Source organism: Thermocatellispora tengchongensis (assembly GCF_014202315.1).
Classification (GTDB): Bacteria; Actinomycetota; Actinomycetes; order Streptosporangiales; family Streptosporangiaceae; genus Thermocatellispora; species Thermocatellispora tengchongensis.
On record NZ_JACHGN010000002.1, the window covers coordinates 456015 to 475646 of the forward strand.

The window sequence follows — 19632 nt, forward strand, 5'->3', positions numbered from 1 at the left end:
CCGATCACCCCGCTTGATTTACATCACGAGCATTATCATAATGACCGTCATGGAAATTATCCGAGGCCCGGGTCTGTGGTGGGACGGGCTCGCCGAGACGCAGCGGCGGCCCCGGCCGGCACCGGCGAACGACACCACCGCGGACGTCGTCATCGTGGGGGCCGGCTTCACCGGCCTGTGGACCGCCTACTACCTGCGCCTGCTCGCTCCGGAACGCTCGGTGATCGTCGTGGAGCGCCGGCTCGCCGGATACGGCGCCTCCGGACGCAACTGCGGCTGGTGCTCCGGCTTTCTGCCCAACGGGCTCGACGGGTTGGCCCGCGAGCACGGCCGTCAAGCGGCCATGGCCATGCAGCGGGCGGCCATCGAGACGGTGAGCGAAGTGGAGCGGGTCGTCGCCGCCGAACGCATCGACTGCGGAATCCGGCGCGGCGGCAGCCGGCTGCTCGCCCGCAACCGGGCCCAGGCGAACCGGCTCGCCCGTACGATGGCCCGCCTGCGGTCCTTCGGCTTCGGTCCGGAGGACTACCGGCTGCTGGACAAGGAGGAGACGAGCCGGCATCTGGCGGTCTCCCAGGTGGTCGGCTCGGCGTACACGCCGCACTGCGCCGTGCTGAACCCGGCCAAGCTGGTACGGGGGCTCGCGGCGGTGGTCGAACGCCACGGCGCGGTCATCCACGAACAGACCCCGGTCCTCTCGATCGACCGGGGCCGGGTGCGCACCGAGCACGGAGTGCTGGAAGGCGACATGGTGGTGCTGGCGACCGAGGGCTACACGGCCGGCCTGCCGGGGCTGCGCCGCGAACTGGCCCCCGTTCACTCGCACATGATCGCCACCGACCCGCTCCCGGAGAGCTTCTGGCGGCAGGTGGGCTGGGCCGACCGCGCCACGGTCGCCGACCAGCGCCACCACTTCGCCTACATGCAGCGCACCGAGGACGACAGGATCGCCATCGGCGGCCGGGGCATCACCTACCCCTTCGGCTCGCGCGTCTCCTCCGCCGGCGACCGGTCCGAGGCCATATGGGCGCGGCTGCGCCACGCCCTGGCCGAGATGTTCCCCCAGTTAGGCAAGGCCGGGATCAGCCATCGCTGGGGCGGGCCGATCGCGTTCACCCGCACCATGGAGCCGTCGGCCGGCATCGACCGCGCCCGCCGCCTGGCCTGGGCCGGCGGGTACGGAGGCGACGGCGTCGCCCTCAGCAACCTCGCCGGCCGCACCCTGGCCCACCTGATCATCGGCATCGACACCGGCGAGACCCGCCTTCCCTGGGCCGGCGTCGGACGCCGCTGGGAACCCGAGCCGTTGCGCTGGCTCGGCGTCCGCGCCGCATCCGCCCTCGCCCATCTCGCCGACTTCTACGCAGACCGCCTCGCCCGCTGATCAGAGCAGTCGCCTGATCTCACCGTACGCGCGGTAGAAGCCGCCGCGTTCGGCGGGGCGCACGCCCTCGACGACGTAGCGGGCGCCCGCCTCGCGGATGTTCTTGGGGAACTGCACGTTCCAGCCGGACTCGAACCCCGGGGAGAGCACCCGGACACGCAGGCGGTCGCCCTGCGGGTAGCACTCCACGATCACACCGCCGGCGGCGTCCGTCGTGGTCTGCAGCGCCTGCGTCGGCTCGACCGCCGTCAGCCCGGCGGCGGCCTTGACATCGACCGGTACGGGCACGCTTCCGCCCTGCGCCGCGCTGACCGCCTGTTCACCGGCGTCGATGCAGGCCAGCGTCCCGCCGGTGGTGACGATGTAGAGGCGATCGTCGAGGAACTGCATCGAGAACGCCGAGCCGCAGCCGGTGCCGAGCTTCCACAGCCGCTCGCCGTTCTGGTCGAAGCAGTAGATGGAGGAGGAACTGTCGCCGGCGAAGACGTAGCGCCCGTCCGGCGCGGTCGCGCAGGAGTAGACGATGTCGTCGCACCGGTAGACCGCCTCGATCGCGCCGGAGTCCTTGGCCAGCTTGATCACCTTGTCGTTGGCCGTGCCCGCGTACACCGAACCCGGCTCCTGCCAGCCGAACAGGACCGCGCCGTCCACCCGGGTGTGCCAGACGGGCTTGCCGTCGCCCGCCTGGTAGCGGGCCACGCCCCGGGAATGCCCGTGGTAGACGGAGTCGCGGTCGCAGCGGACCATCCACGCGTGCCGGCCGTCGGTGGTGCGCGCCCACTGGTACTCGTCCTCGTGGTCGATCGCGGTGACGTTGCCGGCCGCGTCGGACACCCCCAGAACGCCGTCGTAGATGTCCAGCCAGAAGATGTCGACGTTGGCGGCGATCTCGTAGGCGACCCGCGGCACCTTGCCCGACAGGTCGTACACGCTGCCGTCGTCGCACCCGGCGTAGATCCAGAAGTCGTCCGCGACGATGCACTTGACCCCGTCGGGCAGCTTGAATCGGCCGTTCACCGTCCCGTCGTGGGCGACCTTGTAGACGTCGCCCTGCTGGTTGCCCACCCAGCAGCGCTCACCGTCCACGAAGATGCCGTACGCGGGCGAACCGCTGGCGAACCGCCACAGCACCGGCGCCAGTCGCGCCGTCGAGGCCCGGCTCACCGTGGGCCTGCGGGTCACCGGCCGGGCCTGCCTCACTCCTCGCACGGCCGGCTCGTAGCCCTTGCGCATCTTCTCGTCGATCTTCTTCTGCGCTGCGGCCCGAGCCTTCTCGGGGGTGGCGAAGCCGGTGACCTTGGTCTGCCCGGGGCCCCCGATCCGCCCGTAGCTGATCGTGACCTCGGTGCCGGAGACGAGCACCTCGTAGAACTTGTGCGCGCCGCCGCCGTCCTCGGACAGTTCCAGGTATGTCATGCCGGCTCTCCACGGTTGATCTTCTCGACTAGCGCCAGAGCGTAGGGGAGGCCGCCGACATTTGGCGCCGGATGCCATGAATGCGGCATCCGGACGGTGCTCCCAGGCGCCTTGTGCCGTCCATCTTTATGACAGCCAACACAGAGTTGATCGGTCGGCCTAGTGAAGGGCATACTGAATCGACTCGCAGAGAACGCTCTTGCCGAGCGCCGCCGAGAAGAGGAGACGGCATGTCCGAGAACAAGGCTGTGGTCGCCGGTGTCGGGATGATCCCGTTCACCAAGGCCGGCCGCAGTGACCCGTTCGATGTCATGGGCGCCGAAGCCGCGCGCCGCGCGCTGGCCGACGCCGGTATCGAGTACGACGCCGTCCAGCAGGCGTACACCAGTTACATCTACGGCGACTCGGCCGGCGGGGAGAAGGCCCTCTACCGGGTCGGCATGACCGGTGTCCCGATCATCAACGTCCACAACAACTGCTCCTCGGGTTCCACGGCGCTGTTCCTCGCCCGTCAGGCCGTCGAGAGCGGTGTCGTCGATGTCGCGCTCGCGCTCGGGTTCGAGCAGATGGAGGCCGGCGTCGAGGGCCGGTGGCCCGAGCGGCCCCACCCCCTGGAGGAGTTCGCCAAGGTCGTGGTCGCCAAGTACGGCATGCCCGAAGGGCAGTTCCCCGGCGCCGCCTTCTTCTACGGCGCCGCGGGTGACCAGTACGTCGAGGAGCACGGCATCGATCCGAAGGTCTTCGCCCACATCACCGTCAAGAACCGCCGCCACGCCGCGAACAACCCCTACGCCGTCTTCCGCGACCCGCTCACCGTCGAAGAGGTCCTCGGGTCGCGGAAGATCTCAGGCCCGCTGACGAAGTACCAGTGCTGCCCGCCCACCTCGGGCGCCGCCGCCGCGGTCGTCGTGTCGCAGGAGTACGCCAGGAGGCACGGTCTGCGCGGCGACGTGGTGATCGCCGCCCAGGCGATGGCCACCGACTTCCCGAGCACCTTCGAAGGCGACATGAAGCGTCTCGTCAGCTACGACATGACGGCCGCCGCCTCGAAGCAGGTCTACGAGAACAGCGGCATCGGCCCCGAGGACGTCCGCGTCGTCGAGCTGCACGACTGCTTCACCACCCACGAGTTCCTCATCTACGAGGCGCTCGGCCTCACCGCGGAGGGCACGGCCGAGAAGTTCGTGCTCGACGGCCGGAACACCTACGGCGGCCAGGTCGTCACCAACCCCTCGGGCGGCCTGATCGCCAGGGGCCACCCGATCGGCGCCACCGGACTCGCGCAGTGCGCGGAGCTCGTCTGGCAGCTGCGTGGACAGGCGGAGGGCCGCCAGGTCGAGGGTGTCACCACCGCCCTGCAGCACAACGTCGGTCTCGGCGGCGCGGTCGTCGTGACGATGTACCAGAAGGTGGCGCACCAGAAGGTGGCCGCCTGACATGGGAAAGCTCGAAGGCAAGGCCGCGCTCGTCACCGGGGCCGGCCGGGGCATCGGCCGCGCGATCGCGCTCAAGCTCGCCGCGGAGGGCGCGTCCGTCGTGGTCAACGACCTCGACGCCGAACCCGCCGCCGAGGTGGCCGAGGAGATCAAGGCCGCCGGCGGCCAGGTCGTCGTGGTTCCCGGCAGTGTGACCGCCGAGGGATTCGCCGAGCGGTTCATCGGCGCGGCCGTCGAGAGCTTCGGCGGCATCGACATCATCATCAACAACGCCGGTTACACGTGGGACAACGTGATCCAGAAGATGACCGACGAGCAGTGGCACGCCATCGTCGACCTGCACCTCAAGGCCCCCTTCGACATCCTGCGCGCCGCCCAGCCGGTCATCGGCGCCGCGGCGAAGAAGGAGAAGGCGCAGGGCGTCGTCGTGCACCGCAAGGTGGTCAACATCTCCTCGGTGGCCGGCCTCCACGGCAGCGCCGGCCAGGCCAACTACTCGGCCGCCAAGGCGGGCATCGTCGGTCTCACCAAGACCCTCGCCCACGAGTGGGGGCGCTACAACGTCAACGTCAACTGCGTCGCGTTCGGCTTCATCGAGACTCGTCTGACCGCGCCCACCGGGGTCTCGGCGATCGAGGTCGAGGGCCGCGAGATCAAGGTCGGCGTACGACCCGAGGCCATCGAGGCGCTGAAGTCGCTGATCCCGCTGGGCCGGCCGGGCTCGCCCGAAGAGGCCGCCGGTTCGGTGGTCATGCTCACCTACCCCGAAGCCGACTTCGTCTCCGGCCAGGTCATCACGGCCGCCGGCGGCTACGAGTACTGACGCCGAATCGGGGTCTGATGAGCACCAACGACGGCATCACCGACTTCGAAGGGCGCGTCGCCTTCGTCACCGGCGGCGCGCGCGGCATCGGTCTCGGCATCGTCCGGGCCCTGTTGCGCCGCGGCGCGAACGTCGCCATCGCCGACATCAGCGCGGGCGCCCTTGAGCGGGCACGCGACAGGCTCGGCGCGTCGCCGGCCCGGCTGCGCTGCTACCAGCTCGACGTCACCGACCGTGAGCGGTACGCCCGCGTCGCGGCCGAGGTCCACCGCGACCTCGGCGAGGTGACGCTGCTCTTCAACAACGCGGGCATCATCGACTCCGTCAGCCCGAGCAAGCTCTCGTACGAGATGTGGGGCCATGTCATGGGGGTCAACCTCGATGGCGTCTACAACGGGATCCAGACGTTCGTCCCCGGGATGCTCGCCTCGCCCCGCCGCTGCCACGTGGTGAACACCTCCTCCGAGGCCGGCCTCGTCGAGGCGGGCTCCGGGTTCCTCTACCACGCGAGCAAGTACGCCGTGATCGGCATGAGCGAGTCGTTGCGGCGGGAGCTGGCGCACTTCGATGTCGGAGTCTCGGTCCTCTTCCCCGGACCGGTCGCGACCGACATCGTCGAGAACACCCGAAGCCTGCGGCCTGACACCGCGCCGCCGCACTCGGAGCGGGTGACCCGGATCCTGGACTCCGCTCACAAGCTCCTCAACGATCAGGGCGCCTCTCCCGACGGCGTCGGCGAGCTGGTCCTCGGCGCGGTCGAGACGAACGCGGCGTACATCGCCACCCGCAACGAGCTGGGGGAGTACCTCCGCCGGCGCAACGACGAGCTGACCGCGGCCATGAGGCACGCCGAGAGCTTCCTGGCGAGCTTCGACGCGACCGCGGAGCAGGCCGTATGACGCGGAGGGGCACGATCGTCGGCAGCGCGCGCACCCGGATCGGGCGCGCGGCCGAGGTCCGCCATCGCGGGCGAGCGCCGGTGACCCCGGAGCCGCGCGCCCCGGTGGGATCGCTGCCCTAGGATGACCGCTGTGAGTTCCCGAGGACGCCGCCGCATCGACGAGATCGGCGACGAGAGTCGCCGCCGCATCCTCGACGCAGCCGAAGAGCTGTTCGCCGAGCGCGGGTTCGACCGCACGTCCTTCGTCGACATCGCCGAGCGCTCGGGCATCAGCCGTGGCTCGATCCCATGGCACTTCAAGAACAAGCACGGTCTGGTGATGGCCGTCGTCGAACGCGCGATCGAGCGTGCGGTCGATATCGAGCACTACGCTTCTCTGCCGACGCTCGCCGAGCTGTTCGACGACTACGCCAAGTGGGTGCGTGGCGGCAACTCGGCGCTGCTGTTCATGATCCTGACCGAAGCCATGAGCAGCACGGGCGCCGTCCACCGCCAGTACCAGGAGTTCCTCACCCAGCGGCGCCGCGGTGTCGCGCTCTGGCTGCGTGCGCAACGCCCCAAGGGCGTCGATCCCAAGATCGCGTCGAAGCGGGAGCGCACCTTCGCGGTGGCGCTCACCGGAACGCTCTACGGAATTCACCTTCAGGCGCTCATCGACCCCGACGGCTTCGATCTCGACGAGGCCCTGCGTCTGGTCGCGGAGCAGTTCGACAAGAACCTCGCCGACCTGTGGGCCACCCTGCCGGCCGCCGACGACGCGCCCGGCGGCTGCGACGCCGGCAAGACCACCGACTGACCCGTTCGGCCTCGTCGTCGAAACTCTCTGAACTGTTACTTGCCTAATTCTATGTCGAGTGACATAGAGTTGGCCTGCTTGATCCCACGACGAGAGAGGTGTGCCATGGACGCTGCGGAGATCGAGCGGCTTATGGCTGTCAGCCCGTCGGAACCGTTCGTGCGGACGATGGCCCGGCTCGCGGACGAGGACCCGGACTTCGTCGCCATCAGCTACGAGGACGACTCCATCACCCGACGCGAGCTGGAGCGGCGTTCCAACCGGCTCGCCCGGGTCTACGCCGAGAAGGGGGTGAGGTTCGGCGACTACGTCGCCGTCGGGCTGCCGAACGGCATCGACTTCTACGTCGCCTTCTTCGCGACGCTCAAGGTCGGTGCGGTGCCGCTGCCGTTGTCGTACCGCCTTCCGATCGCGGAGCGCCAGGCGATCATCGACCTCGCGAAGGCCGCACTCCTCGTCGGCGTGAGACAGGAGGACCACCCCGGGTACGTCGCGCTGCCGGCCGGGTTCGAGCCGGACGCGTCGGTGAGCGACGAGCCCCTGCCCGAGGTCGTCTCCCCGGCGTGGAAGGCGCCCACGTCCGGTGGCAGCACCGGACGGCCCAAGATCATCCGATCCGGCGCCGCCGCCGAGGGGTCTCCGGCGATCAACCAGATCGTGTTCCGCTACACATCCGAGGACACCCAGGCCGTCGTGGCGCCGCTCTACCACAACTCGGCGCTGGCGATGTCGGTCGGCGGCCTGCTCCTGGGTCAGCACATCGTGGTCATGAACAGGTTCGACGCCGAGCAGACGCTGCGGCTGATCGAGAAGCACAAGATCACCTGGCTGATGCTCGTGCCCACGATGATGCACCGCATGTACCGGATCATCGAGGCCGGCGGGAAGTACGACCTGTCGTCGATCCGGGCCCTGCTGCACACGGCGTCCAAGTGCCCCGAGTGGCTGAAGGAGAAGTGGATCGAGCTGCTGGGGCCGGAGAAGATCATCGAGATCTACGGCGGAACCGAGTCGATCGCGATAACGCTCATCACCGGAACCGAGTGGCTGGAGCACCGCGGCTCGGTCGGCCGGCCCTTCGTCGGCGACATGAAGGTCCTCGACCCCCACGGCGTCGAGCTGCCTCCCGGCGAGATCGGCGAGATCTACATGAAGAGCGGCGACGGCATGGGGATCGGCTACGAGTACGTCGGCGCCGAGCCCAGGACGCTCAACGGCTGGGAGAGCCTCGGCGACCTGGGCTGGAAGGACGAGGACGGCTACCTCTACATCAGCGACCGGCGCGTCGACATGATCGTCAGCGGTGGCGCGAACGTCTACCCGGCCGAGGTCGAGACCGCGATCGACCAGTACCCCCAGGTGCTCTCCTCGGTCGTCGTCGGCCTTCCCGACGACGACCTCGTCCAGCGGGTCCACGCCCTCGTGCAGGCCGAGCCCGGCACGACCGCGCAGGAGATCCTCGACTTCCTCGCCGGCAGGCTCGTCCGCTACAAGATCCCCCGTTCCATCGAGTTCATCGACGAGCCGCTGCGCGACGACTCCGGCAAGGTACGCCGCAGCCAGATGCGCGACGCCGCGATCGAGAGGATGAAGAGCAATGCCTGAGACCACCTTCGAGCGGATCCGCTACGACGTGCCGGCCGAGCGGGTGGCACGCATCACGCTGGCGCGCCCGGAGACGCGCAACGCGCAGGACTACAAGATGCTCCACGAGCTCGACACCGCGTTCCAGCAGGCCACCCTCGACGACGACATCCGGGTCATCGTCCTGGCGGCCGACGGGCCCCACTTCTCCTCCGGGCATGACCTGACGAACACCGCCACCGGCGCCGACTTCGAACCTCACTGCATGACCGGTGGTTACCTCCAGCCCGGCCAGGCCGGGGGCATGGCCAACGAGGAGGAGTTCTACCTCGGGATGTGCTGGCGCTGGCGCAATGTGCCGAAGCCGACCATCGCCCAGGTCCAGGGCAAGGTGATCGCCGGCGGTCTGATGCTGGTGTGGCCGTGCGACCTCATCATCGCCAGCGAGGACGCGACCTTCGCCGACCCGACGGTCGCCTTCGCCGTCAACGGGCACGAGTACCACACCCACACATGGGAGCTCGGCGCCCGCAAGGCCAAGGAGATGCTCTTCCGCGGCAACGCGCTCACCGCCCGCGAGTGCGAGAGGCTCGGCATGGTCAACCACGTCGTCGCACGCGACGACCTGGAGAAGTTCACCCTCGACCTGGCCGCCGAGATCGCCCAGCGCCCCGCGTTCGGCCTGAAACTGGCCAAGATGTCGGTCAACGGAGCGCTGGAGGCCCAGGGGCAGTTCAACGCGATTCGCCACGCCTTCGCCCTGCACCAGACCGGCCACGCCAACGCCCGCGCGGTCTTCGACGGCCTGCCCGTGGACCCGTCCGGCATCGAGGTCATCCGGCAGCTCTCCAAGCGCTAGCCGCCCCAGATCGCGGCGACGGCCTCCGGCGCACCGCGCCGGAGGCCGTCGCCGTCCACGGGCTCGCGAGTCAGGAGACCTCGTCGGCGACCGGGTCGGGCATCGACGCGAGAAGAGCCTCCATCCGCATCCTGACGTAGTCCTTGATCGAGCCGTCGGTGTGGATCCACATGGCCTTGGCCTCCATGCCGGCGATGACCATCTCGCCGACGGCGTCGATGCTCGTGCCCGATCTGAGGAACGCCTCGGTGTCCCTGTTGGCGCCCTCCCTGTGCACGACGGAAAGGCCCTCGCCGATCCGCTCCGTGTTGCTCAGGATGTCGGTGGCGACGGGGCCGGGGCACAGCACGCTCACCTCGATGCCGTACTTGGCCGCATCCCGCTTCAGCGACTCCGAGAGCCCCACGACCGCGTACTTGGAGGTCGTGTAGAGGACGTTCGGGCCGCCGACCAGTCCGGCGCCCGACGCGGTGTTCACGATGTAGCCGCCCTCGCGGCGCTCGATCATGCGAGGCGCGAAGGTCTGCAGGCCGTTGACCACGCCCATCAGGTTCACGCCGAGCGTCAGGTCCCACATCTCGTACCGCATCTTCGACAGCGACGAGTACGGCGCGATGCCGGCGTTGTTGAACAACAGGCTGACAGGGCCCAGCTTCGACTCGGCCTCGTCGGCGACCGAGGCGAACGCCTGACGATCCCGCACGTCGAGCCGGAAGACCTCGACGTCCGTCACCTGTGCGAGCTCTCTCCGGCTGGAGCTCAACGCCGCTTCGTCGATGTCGGCCAGCGCGAGGCGTACGCCGCGCTTGGCCAGGGCGCGCGCGATGCCCAGCCCGATGCCCTGGCCGCCGCCGGTGATGAAGGCGACCGCACCCTTCCACTCCCTCACAAGTCCGCCCTTCTTCGATGGCCCTCAGGCGGGCCATCCTTCGTGGAGCCATGGATCTCTGTCGGTCGGCATTGACTCGTCAGGTCATTCCTGTGTTGACCTGTTGTGTCTATGCTGAGCAACATAGTATCGTGAGCAGCGTGTTACGGGGAATTCACCACCGAAGGAACCCAGAATGCGCAAGAGGATGTTCGCCGCCGGGGCTGCCGGCCTGATGTTGGCCGTCACTGTCGCCGGGTGCGCCCAGGGCGGCGATGACTCCGTGCAAGGAGCAAGCCGGACTCCGGCGTCCGCCACGCCGAGCGCGGCCGGCAGCGGCCGGGAGACGACGGCACCGGGCACGACGTACTTCAAGACCGAGGTCACCCCCGAGACCGGAGTGGCACCGGGAACGGTCCTGACCGCCAAGTCCACGGGCGCCACCCCCTCGACGGCCTACTACTGCCTCATCGCCGCCTACGACACCGACGGGGGCGGAGTGTCGGCACCCGACAGGTCCACCCTGAAGCCCGTGAAGTCGAACGCCGCAGGAAAGATCACCTGCGAGGTCACCTACAAGCCCTTCTCCGCGCAGGACAACGCGGGCGTCACGCGCCGCTGCCCCACCACCGCCGCCGACCGGGAGGCCGGGTTCACGTGCGGCGTCCTGCTCGCCGACGCCGCCACCGTCGGCGCCCTCTCCGCGTCGGCCGTCCCGTTCACGCCCGAGGAGTAGCGGTTCCCCCCGGCCTCGGGGCGACAGACCGTCACCGTCAAGCGCTGAGCCACCGGCCGACCGAGCAGACCGACCGCGCCGTGAAAGGGGACCGATGACCGAAGAAGATCGCGGAGTGAGCGGCGACCCTCGATCCCTCGCCTCCGCCGTGCTGGCCGGACAGACACTCGACGGCCCGCACGACCCCGGAACCGAGGACGGCGCCCTGCGCGACGCGGAGACCGCGCTCAAAGCCGCACCCGCGCCGGAGATGACCTTCAAACAGGTCGTGTCCATCGGCGGGCGCGGCACCATCGGCCTGCTCTTCGGCCTCGCGGTGCTCGACAGCATCGACAACGCGATGTTCACCGTCTTCGCGCCGGACATCCGCGAGTCGCTCGGCATCGGGTCCTCGGCGGTCGCCGTCGTCGGCGCGCTCGCCGGCGTCATGGTCTCCCTGGGCGCTGTCCCGCTCGGCTCGCTCGGAGACCGCTTCCGCCGCACGTTCATCGCGGGCATCTGCACCCTCGGCTGGGCGGTCGCCGCGGTCTTCCTCGGGTTCGTCCAGGCCCTGTGGCAGTTGGTCGTCGTCCGGATCGTCGCCGGGCTCGGCAAGGCGAACGAGGGGCCGATCCAGGGGTCGATCCTGACCGACACCTACCCGCCGGCGGGGCGCGGCCGGGTCTTCGGCCTCCACAGGAGCGGGCTTCCGCTCGGCATCGCGCTCGGGCCGGTGCTGGCGGCCGTCGTCGCCGTGATCGTGCCCGGCGACCACGACGCCTGGCGGTGGGCGTTCGGCGCCCTCGCCGTTCCCGGCGTCCTGCTCGCGCTGGGCGTCCTGCGCCTGCCTGAGCCCGTACGGGGGCGGTTCGAACAGGAGGCGCTGCTCGGCGGCGAGCTGCCTCCCGACCCCCACGCACTCCCGGTCACCCTCGCGGCGGCGTTCGCCCGCCTCAAGAAGATCCGCACCTTCTACTCCGTGATGGTGGCGCTCGGCGCGTTCGGCCTCTGCGTGACCACGATCCCGATCTACCTCAGCCTCATCCTGGAAGACCACTTCGGGCAGAGCGTCGAGGCGCGCGGCGTGATCGGCGCCATGACCGCGATCGGCGGGCTGGCCGGCGCCGCACTCGGTGGCACGTACAGTGACCGTCTCTTCCGGCGCAGCCCCGCGGCGTGTCTCTACATGGGCAGCGGAGCGCTCGCCGCGCTCGGCATCGGGTTCGGCATCCAGGCGTACGCCCCGAACCTCGCGACGTACGTCGTCGTCGGGATGGTCACCTCCGGCATTCTCTTCTTCGGCCTGGTCCCGCTGACTCTCGTCGTCGCCGCGGTCACCCCGGCGGAGTTCCGTGCCACGGCGTTCGCGGTCGTGGGGCTCTACCTGGCGCTCGTCGGCGGACTCGGCGGGGCACTGGTGACCGGCCTCGCCGAGGAGTCCTGGGGCGCTCGGACCGCCATCGCCGTGGTCGCGCCGGCGGCCTCGATCCTGGCGGGCCTCGTCCTGGCCAGCAGCGCCGGGCACCTGCCGCGCGACATCGCGCGTGCCGCCGCCGACCTGCTGGAGGAGCGCAACGAGCGACTCCGTCTCGCCCGGGGCGACGAGGCGCCGCTGCTCCAGGTCAGCCGCCTCGACTTCTCCTACGGGCCGGTGCAGGTGCTCTTCGACGTCTCACTGGAGGTCCGCAAGGGGGAGACCCTCGCCCTGCTCGGCACCAACGGCGCCGGCAAGTCGACCCTGCTGCGCGTCATCTCCGGTCTCGAGTACGCCGACCGCGGCGCGGTCCGTGTCTCCGGCCGCACCGTCACCTATGCCGACCCCGCGACGCGGGTACGGCTGGGGATCGTCCAGGTCCCCGGCGGCCGTTCGGTCTACCCGAACCTGAGCGTTTCGGAGAACCTCCTCATCGGCGGCTACACCCTGCTCGGTGACTCCCGCGACCTCGAGGAGCGAGCCCGGGAGGTGCTCGACAGGTTCCCCATCCTCCGGCAACGCCTCGACCAGCCGGCCGGCACGCTGTCCGGCGGCGAGCAGCAGATGCTCGGCCTGGCCACCGCGATGCTCCTCCGCCCCGAGATCCTGCTCATCGACGAGCTCTCCCTCGGCCTCTCGCCCGTGATGGTGCAGGAGGTTCTGTCGATCGTCGAGGGCCTGAAGGCCGACGGCGTGACCATGGTCATCGTCGAGCAGTCGGTGAAGATCGCCCTGTCCATCGCCGACCGGGCCGTGTTCATGGAGAAGGGCCAGGTCCGCTTCGAGGGCCCGGCCCAGGAGCTCGCCCATCGCGACGACCTGGTACGCGCGGTCTTCCTCGGCACGGGAGGTGCCTGACATGGGCATCCCCGGAACGGGCTGGGCGATCGAGTCTGACATGCTCGTGTTCGGAGTCCTCGCCGGACTCGCGTACGCCATCCTCGCGGCCGGCATCGTGCTGGTCTACCGCGCCACCAAGGTGATCAACCTCGCCCACGGCGAGATCGGCGTCTTCGGGGCGGCGCTCCTGGCCAAGCTCGTCCTCGACTGGCACTGGAACTTCTGGCTCGCGTTCGCCGCCTCACTCGCCGCAGGCGCCGCGGTCGGGGCGGTCGTCGAGATGGGCGTCATCCGCAGGCTCGCGAAGTCGCCTCGCCTGATCCTCCTGGTCGCCACTCTCGGGGTCGGTCAGGTCGCGTTCCTCGCCCGGGTGCTCCTCCCCGAGATCGAGAACCACGCTCCCTTCCCGTCGCCCCTGAACCGCGAGGCCGAGTTCGGTGGAGTGGTCCTCAGCTCACCGCACTTCATGATGCTGGCCTTCGTTCCGGCCGTGATCGTCGGCCTGACCCTCTTCCTGACGAAGACGCCGTTCGGCATCGCCGTCCGCGCCTCCGCGGACAACCCCGACCGCGCCAAGCTCGCCGGCGTCCCGGTCATGCGGGTGTCCACCACGGTCTGGGCGATCTCCGGCGCGCTCGCGGTGCTGACCGTGGCTCTGCTCAACCCCGTCACCGGCGCGGTCGTCGGCCTCCCCACCGCGTCGGTCGGCCCCAGCCTCCTGCTGCACGCGCTCGCGGCCGCCCTCGTCGGCGGCCTCACCTCGATGCCGCGAGCGCTGATCGGCGGCATCGTCGTCGGTGTCGTCGAGGCGGTGATGACGGCCAACGGCGCACCGACCGGCTCGACCGATCTCGTCCTGTTCATCGCGATCCTGGTGATGACCCTCCTGCGCCGGCGCGACGTGGATTCCAGCGCGGACGGGCTGGGCATCACCGTGAAGACGCCGCCGTTGCCAGAGGCGATGCGGAACCTGTGGTGGGTGCGCCGCTCCGGGCTGATCACCGCCGTCGCCGCGGTCGTGGTCGCCGCGTGCCTCCCGCTGGTCTTCACCAGCTCGGCCGGCACCTACATGCTCACCAAGGTCCTGATCTTCGCGCTCATCGGGCTCTCCGTGACCGTGCTCGCGGGATGGGCCGGCCAGCTGACGCTCGGGCAGTTCGCGTTCGTCGGCATCGGCGCGCTGGTGGCGACCCAGCTCGCCGGCCACGGCGTCCCGTTCCTCGCCGCGGTCGCCGAGGCCGCGGTCGCGGGCGGCATCGCCGCGTTCGTGGTCGGCCTCCCGGCGCTGCGCGTCAAGGGCCCGTTCCTCGCCATGACGACGCTCGCGTTCGCCGTGGCCTGCCAGTCATGGCTGTACGGGCAGGACCTGTTCGGCGAGGGACCGACCTACACCTTCCCCGAGCTGGAGCTGTTCGGACTGCTCGACCTCTCCTCCGAGCGCACCGTCTACTTCCTCACCCTGGTGGTCCTGGTCGTCACCGCCGCGGCGGTCGCCCGCCTCCGCCGCACCGGTGCCGGGATCTCGATCGTCGCGGTGCGGGACAACGAGCGGGCCGCGGCCAGTTTCGCGGTCTCGCCGGTCGCGGCGAAGCTCTCGGCGTTCGTCTTCGCCGGCGCGCTCGCCGGCCTGGCCGGGGGGCTCTACGCCGCCGCCACCGGTCAGTTCGCCCTCACCGCGACGACGACCCCAGCGATCTTCGGCCCCGACCAGTCGACCTTCATCATCTCGATGGTCGTCATCGGCGGGCTGGGCCGGGTCTCCGGCTCGGTCCTCGGTGCGATCTACCTCGTCGGCCTGCCCGCGCTGTTCGGCGAGTCGGTCTCGGTCAGCCTCGCCACCTCCGGCATCGGCGTCCTGGCTCTCATCCTCTTCCAGCCCGGCGGTCTGACCCAGCTCGCGCTGTCGGCGCGCTCCGCGTTCCTCACCCATCTCGCCCGCGGACGCGAGGCCCCGCCCGCTCCCTCGCGCCCGCCGATCCACGCGCTGCCGCGCCCCGAGCCCCGTCCCGTCGCCGACCAGGCCGCGCCGGCGATCGAGGTCAGCGGAGTCGACGTCGCCTTCGGGGGCAGGGTGGCGCTCAAGGACGCCTCGTTGCGGGTCGCCCGGGGCGAGGTCGTCGGCGTGATCGGCTCCAACGGCGCCGGCAAGTCGACCCTGATGAACGTCATCAGCGGTTTCATCCGTCCGCAGTCGGGCCGGATCCACATCGGCGGCCTCGACGTCACATCGTTCAGCCCCCACCGGCGGGCCGCGCTCGGGGTGGGGCGTGTCTTCCAGGACGCGCGACTCTTCGGCGACCTCACCGTCCACGAGACCGTACGGGTCGCGCTGGAGGCGCGGAAACGCTCGGAGTTCGTTCCGTCCCTCCTCGCTCTCCCCGCCGGATGGACGAGTGAGCGGCGGAAGATCACCGACGCCGACGCCTACATCGACTTCATCGGCCTCGGCCGCTACGCCCACACCCTCACCTCCGAGCTCTCCACGGGCACCCGGCGCATCGTCGAGATGTGCTGCCTGCTCGCCCAAGGAGCCGACGTGCTCCTGCTCGACGAGCCCACGGCCGGCGTGGCGCAGAAGGAGTCGGAGGCGTTCGGGCCGCTGATCAAGAGCATCCAGACCGAGCTGTCGGCGACCGTCGTCATCATCGAGCACGACATGCCGCTGGTCATGTCGATCTCCGACCGCCTGTACTGCTACTCCGCCGGACGGCTCATCGCCGAGGGCGCTCCGGAGGCCGTCCGCGACAACCCCGACGTCGTCGCCGCCTACCTGGGCACCGACAAGCGGGCGATCGAACGCAGCGACGCCCTCACCGGCGCGAAGGATCACCCATGACCGAGACCAGCCGCAGCAGCCGCAGCACCCGCCCCCCGCTCGGCCTGACCGCCGGGCAGTGGCAGACGATCCTCCTGGCCGTGATCCTCGCGGGAGTCCTCCTGGCCGTGACCCTGCCGCCCGTACTCGACTCCCGCGACCACGACGACCAGGAGACCGGCGCCGCCGCCCGCCTCATCCGAACCGAACCCCGCACGCTCCGCTCCGAGGGATACCTATGACCGGCCCGTCGAACGACAAGCACTTCCACGTGATGGCACCCGCCCGCGCGTACGGCGTGCTCGTCGCCGTCTCCGGCCTGCTGCTCGCCATCGGCCTCGTGCTTCCGCTCGCCCTGGCCTCGTCCGCACCGGCCGATGCCGGTGCCCGCCGCGGCGACACCGGTCCCATCGAGATCGACAGCGGAAGCACCCGCACGGACGGAGCCCCCGCCTCGACCGGTACCTCGACCGCCGGCCGGATCACCGACGTCGCCCAGGGCGTCACCGGCACCACGATCAAGGTCGGCGTCGTCCTCCTCGACCTCTCCTCGGTCGCCTCGCTCGGGCTCGGCCTCCCGAACTACGAGGTCGAGCTCCAGCAGGCGGCATTCGACTCGCTCTTCGACGCCATCAACGCCGGCGGCGGAATCAACGGGCGCACGATCGAACCGATCTACGTCAGCCGCGACACCATCGCCACGACCGGCCCGCACTCCGACAAGGCGATCTGCACCAGGCTCGCCAAGGACGAGCGGGTCTTCGCGGTCATCGGCTTCACCTACGAAGCCGGCACCTGCGCCGCACTGCAGTACCAGTTGCCCGTCGTCACGCGGTACCCCGCGCTCGAACATGTCTACCGGGACTCCCACGGCCTCCTCGCCACCCTCGATCCCCCGCTCGAACAGCTCCAGCGAAACTGGGCCAACGTCCTGGTGAAGGCGGGATTCGTCAAGGGCCGCAAAGTCGGCATGCTCACCGTCGCGGACGGGTCGACCTACCAGCTCTCGGGCAAGGCCGCGGCCGACACCCTCGAAAGGCTCGGATACCCGCTGACCGTCATGGGCGAGCTCGACCCGGCGAACAGCGTCTCGGAGATCCCCGCTCTGATCCAGAAGATGAAGTCCGCCGGTGTCGACTCGGTGATGCTCGCATCCGACTTCGCCAACGCACTCCGGTTCATCGCCCTGGCAGAGGCTCAGCGCTACCGCCCGCAGTACCTCACCAGCGACCTGGGATCTCTGGCGTCCAACGGCGTACTGGCCAATGCCGGCCAGAGCCTGGACGGTGTCATCGGCTTCACCAACAACGCCTGGCCGCGCGGCGGCGCGCCCACGACGCCCGAGAACCAGGCGTGCCTGGACAACTACCACAAGACCACCACGACCAAAAAGATTCCCCCAGGAGAGCAGAGCGCCGTCCCCCTCATCTGCGCCATTACCCAGGTCTTCGTGCGCGCCGCGACCGACGCCGGAACCGACCTCAACCCACGCAGCTTCGTCCAGGCCCTGGAACGCATCGGCACCATCGACGGCCTCCCCGCCGTACTCCGAGGCACCTTCGCACCGGGCAAAACCGGCTACTCCGACCAACTGCAACCCGTCCGCTGGTCCAGCGCCACCAAGTCCTACTCCGCCGCCGGATCCCCAGTGGACGTGCGCTGACATCCGCCGCGACCACGGAGACAGGCCGGCGACCCGGCCGCGTGTCCGATGTCCTGCCTTGTGAGCGGCCGGCCGCTGCAGTCGTGTCACCGAGGTGATCCGGACGCGGCTGGTGAAGGGTCTGCAGCGGTACTGGGAGCGGACGCGCAACGCGGCCAGATGAGCAGAGGGAGCACGATGACCTGCCTCTGCTCCCGAATCGCCCGCATGCCGCGTCGAGGCGCCCTCAAGGTCGTGACCACCTTCGCCCCCTGATGCCTGGCCTGCAGGATTTCCATCCCCTAGGCCAGCCGCTACAACTCCTCCTGATCCCCTCTTTCGGATCGCCTCCCTCAGCCGGCCGTGGTCTGAAGTAACAAGGTCGAGTAGTAGGTCGCCTGTTTCGCCGATCGCCTGGCAGCCGGTCATGAACAAGGGATACGTCGCCATCCAGCGCCGAGGCGGCTACAACGTGTTCGTCATCGACGTGTACTGGAACCGCGCACTGCGACTGGCCACGAAGCTGCCCGCCTCTCCGGACGAACTCGGACTCGCCGCCCCATATCCCCCACCTGCAACAGGTGTGGACCGCCACCGAGCGCGAATGGGGCTGGACGATTCCGCCGGGAACTGAGCCGCCTGACCTCGACCCGCTCTTCGAGCTCGTGCTTCCCTTCCAACCCGCCAGCGGTCCAATGCCGGCCCCCTCGCAGTTCCTTGCCCATGGCGGGACCTGCGCGTGAGCGTCGAGCGCATCGAAGGGCGGTCGGTGTGCGGCATGCGCGTCGGCGACCACTTCGAGCTGACCAACAGTTGCGAGCCGCGCGTGCCCGAGGGCCGGCACTTCTGCGTGTACGCCCTGCAGGCCGCGCTGCCGCTGCTGCCCGCCAAGCAGCGCGACCTGCCGCCGCGCGACTGGCTGGAACGTGACAACCTGATCGCCTGCCCCGACCCGGAGGAACGCCTGATCATGCGCATCGAACGCACCCGCCGCGTCACCCTGAACTTTGGTAGTAACCGACCCTGATTACCGATGTTCTAAGGTGCCGAACCCGGGATCATCAGTAGATCGGCGGCCCTCTTGGCGCGCACCCCTTGCCGCCGCGGTTCTTGCTTGCATGGAGCTTTCACTGGTAGGAGTCCAAATCCTCCCATAGCATCCATCGATGTTTGCGAGCAAGCCAGGCCTCGTCGAGGCGTTCGCCCGTTATGCGCTCGCATACGACGAGAGATGATGCCTTGATGGAGAGTTCGTCGTCGAAGGACAGGCCTTTCAAGTGGGGATCGAGTCGGTGGGGGTCGCTGCCCCCTGTGGGAGTCGCGGTTTCGAATAGGTCGATACCAGCAATATGTTCGCCGTGCACGGTGTAATCGAGGGTTTGAGCGTTCCAGCTATAGAGCACACTGATCGTGGTGCCCTTCTCGGACAGCGTTCGCATTGTTTCCCATAACGACCCCTTGTATCCCTTAGGCTCGATGGTGACCGTCCATCGGCCAAGGCGACCCGCAATCCCGGAACACGGTTCCCCGGCGATTTCGCGCGCATCTGAGGCTGCGTTCATGGCGTCGACGAAATCCAGGCGACGACCAGTATCGATTCCGCTGTCGAACACTGCGGCCACCTCTTCGACATCCAACCCGTGTGTCCATGTGATGCAGAATGTGTCTTCGAACCAGCGTGAAACGAGGCGTCGGTAGTGAGATTCCGCCTCGCTTATGGTCATATGCCCTCCTTAAAAAACTGCCCGGGGCGTAGGTGGATACGCCCCGGGCGGTAATACTATCAGCTACTACCTAGAAAGTGGTTCGACATAGAATCGGTCGCCGTCCAGCACTCGGTACCTTGACCAGAAGATCTCCTGGGTGGCACCGGCGGCGGTATTGCCGGTCCTGCTGATTTACCTGAGTGAGAAGTTGCGCCCGGGTGAGCTTGCTCCCTGGATTGTTGTTGCGTACGGGAAGGGATGAAACGCCACGATGCAATGATGGGCTGGGTCTGGGCCGCGGCCAACGAGTATTGGGGGCAACTGCTGATAGAATTCTGGATCCGAACCAACATTCAGAAGGGCCGGCCCCCAT

The 19632-nt window shown here is 69.1% G+C and carries 17 protein-coding genes; 14 read left to right on the forward strand and 3 right to left on the reverse strand.

What is annotated here, in order from left to right; all coding sequences use genetic code 11:
* Positions 1–49: 49 nt before the first annotated feature.
* The gene (locus HNP84_RS05380) at positions 50–1384 is read left to right on the forward strand and encodes an NAD(P)/FAD-dependent oxidoreductase (protein ID WP_185048232.1); all 1335 of its coding nucleotides are present in this window, start codon (positions 50–52) and stop codon (positions 1382–1384) included.
* Here HNP84_RS05380 and HNP84_RS05385 read toward each other — a convergent pair whose 3' ends face one another.
* Positions 1385–2800: a WGR domain-containing protein gene (locus HNP84_RS05385; RefSeq protein ID WP_185048233.1), complete on the reverse strand. Its 1416-nt coding sequence runs from the start codon at positions 2798–2800 to the stop codon at positions 1385–1387.
* Between the two features lie 230 nt (positions 2801–3030).
* Between HNP84_RS05385 and HNP84_RS05390 the strand changes: the two genes are divergently transcribed.
* The 6 genes from HNP84_RS05390 to HNP84_RS05415 all read left to right on the forward strand — a co-directional run bounded on the left by HNP84_RS05390 (position 3031) and on the right by HNP84_RS05415 (position 9199).
* Positions 3031–4236, forward strand: a complete 1206-nt coding sequence (locus tag HNP84_RS05390; RefSeq protein ID WP_185048234.1) for a lipid-transfer protein — start codon at positions 3031–3033, stop codon at positions 4234–4236.
* Between the two features lies 1 nt (position 4237).
* A complete protein-coding gene (locus HNP84_RS05395; protein WP_185048235.1) occupies positions 4238–5059 on the forward strand; it encodes an SDR family NAD(P)-dependent oxidoreductase in 822 nt (273 codons plus the stop codon).
* 17 nt (positions 5060–5076) lie between these two features.
* Positions 5077–5958, forward strand: coding sequence for an SDR family NAD(P)-dependent oxidoreductase (locus tag HNP84_RS05400; protein WP_185048236.1), 882 nt, complete (start codon positions 5077–5079; stop codon positions 5956–5958).
* Between the two features lie 132 nt (positions 5959–6090).
* The gene (locus HNP84_RS05405; protein WP_185048237.1) at positions 6091–6756 is read left to right on the forward strand and encodes a TetR/AcrR family transcriptional regulator; all 666 of its coding nucleotides are present in this window, start codon (positions 6091–6093) and stop codon (positions 6754–6756) included.
* A 168-nt stretch (positions 6757–6924) separates the two neighbouring features.
* Positions 6925–8361, forward strand: a complete 1437-nt coding sequence (locus HNP84_RS05410; protein ID WP_246517882.1) for an AMP-binding protein — start codon at positions 6925–6927, stop codon at positions 8359–8361.
* The gene (locus HNP84_RS05415) at positions 8354–9199 is read left to right on the forward strand and encodes an enoyl-CoA hydratase (RefSeq protein WP_185048238.1); all 846 of its coding nucleotides are present in this window, start codon (positions 8354–8356) and stop codon (positions 9197–9199) included. The genes HNP84_RS05410 and HNP84_RS05415 overlap by 8 nt, the downstream gene beginning before the upstream one ends.
* Before the next feature lie 70 nt (positions 9200–9269).
* On the opposite strand, the gene HNP84_RS05420 is transcribed toward HNP84_RS05415, so the two are convergent.
* The gene (locus tag HNP84_RS05420) at positions 9270–10088 is read right to left on the reverse strand and encodes an SDR family oxidoreductase (RefSeq protein WP_185048239.1); all 819 of its coding nucleotides are present in this window, start codon (positions 10086–10088) and stop codon (positions 9270–9272) included.
* A 175-nt stretch (positions 10089–10263) separates the two neighbouring features.
* Here HNP84_RS05420 and HNP84_RS05425 point away from each other — a divergent pair, with 175 nt between their 5' ends.
* The 7 genes from HNP84_RS05425 (at position 10264) to HNP84_RS05455 (ending at position 18580) form a co-directional block, all read left to right on the forward strand.
* The gene (locus HNP84_RS05425) at positions 10264–10803 is read left to right on the forward strand and encodes a hypothetical protein (protein WP_185048240.1); all 540 of its coding nucleotides are present in this window, start codon (positions 10264–10266) and stop codon (positions 10801–10803) included.
* Between the two features lie 250 nt (positions 10804–11053).
* On the forward strand, positions 11054–13114 hold the full coding sequence (locus tag HNP84_RS05430; RefSeq protein ID WP_425586090.1) for an MFS transporter: 2061 nt from the start codon (positions 11054–11056) through the stop codon (positions 13112–13114).
* A 1-nt stretch (position 13115) separates the two neighbouring features.
* Positions 13116–15932 carry a branched-chain amino acid ABC transporter permease/ATP-binding protein gene (locus HNP84_RS05435; RefSeq protein WP_185048242.1) on the forward strand — a complete coding sequence of 939 codons (2817 nt, stop codon included), beginning with the start codon at positions 13116–13118 and terminating at the stop codon, positions 15930–15932.
* Entirely contained in the window at positions 15929–16153 is a 225-nt protein-coding gene (locus HNP84_RS05440) for a hypothetical protein (RefSeq protein ID WP_185048243.1), read from the forward strand. Before HNP84_RS05435 ends, HNP84_RS05440 begins: the two co-directional genes overlap by 4 nt.
* The gene (locus HNP84_RS05445) at positions 16150–17574 is read left to right on the forward strand and encodes an ABC transporter substrate-binding protein (RefSeq protein ID WP_185048244.1); all 1425 of its coding nucleotides are present in this window, start codon (positions 16150–16152) and stop codon (positions 17572–17574) included. The genes HNP84_RS05440 and HNP84_RS05445 overlap by 4 nt, the downstream gene beginning before the upstream one ends.
* Before the next feature lie 406 nt (positions 17575–17980).
* Positions 17981–18187 carry a hypothetical protein gene (locus tag HNP84_RS05450; protein WP_185048245.1) on the forward strand — a complete coding sequence of 69 codons (207 nt, stop codon included), beginning with the start codon at positions 17981–17983 and terminating at the stop codon, positions 18185–18187.
* A gap of 105 nt (positions 18188–18292) precedes the next feature.
* Positions 18293–18580: a TIGR04076 family protein gene (locus HNP84_RS05455; RefSeq protein ID WP_221335875.1), complete on the forward strand. Its 288-nt coding sequence runs from the start codon at positions 18293–18295 to the stop codon at positions 18578–18580.
* Between the two features lie 100 nt (positions 18581–18680).
* On the opposite strand, the gene HNP84_RS05460 is transcribed toward HNP84_RS05455, so the two are convergent.
* Positions 18681–19277 (reverse strand): DUF6461 domain-containing protein, encoded by a 597-nt coding sequence (locus HNP84_RS05460; protein WP_185048246.1) that lies wholly within the window; start codon positions 19275–19277, stop codon positions 18681–18683.
* Positions 19278–19632 lie beyond the last annotated feature (355 nt).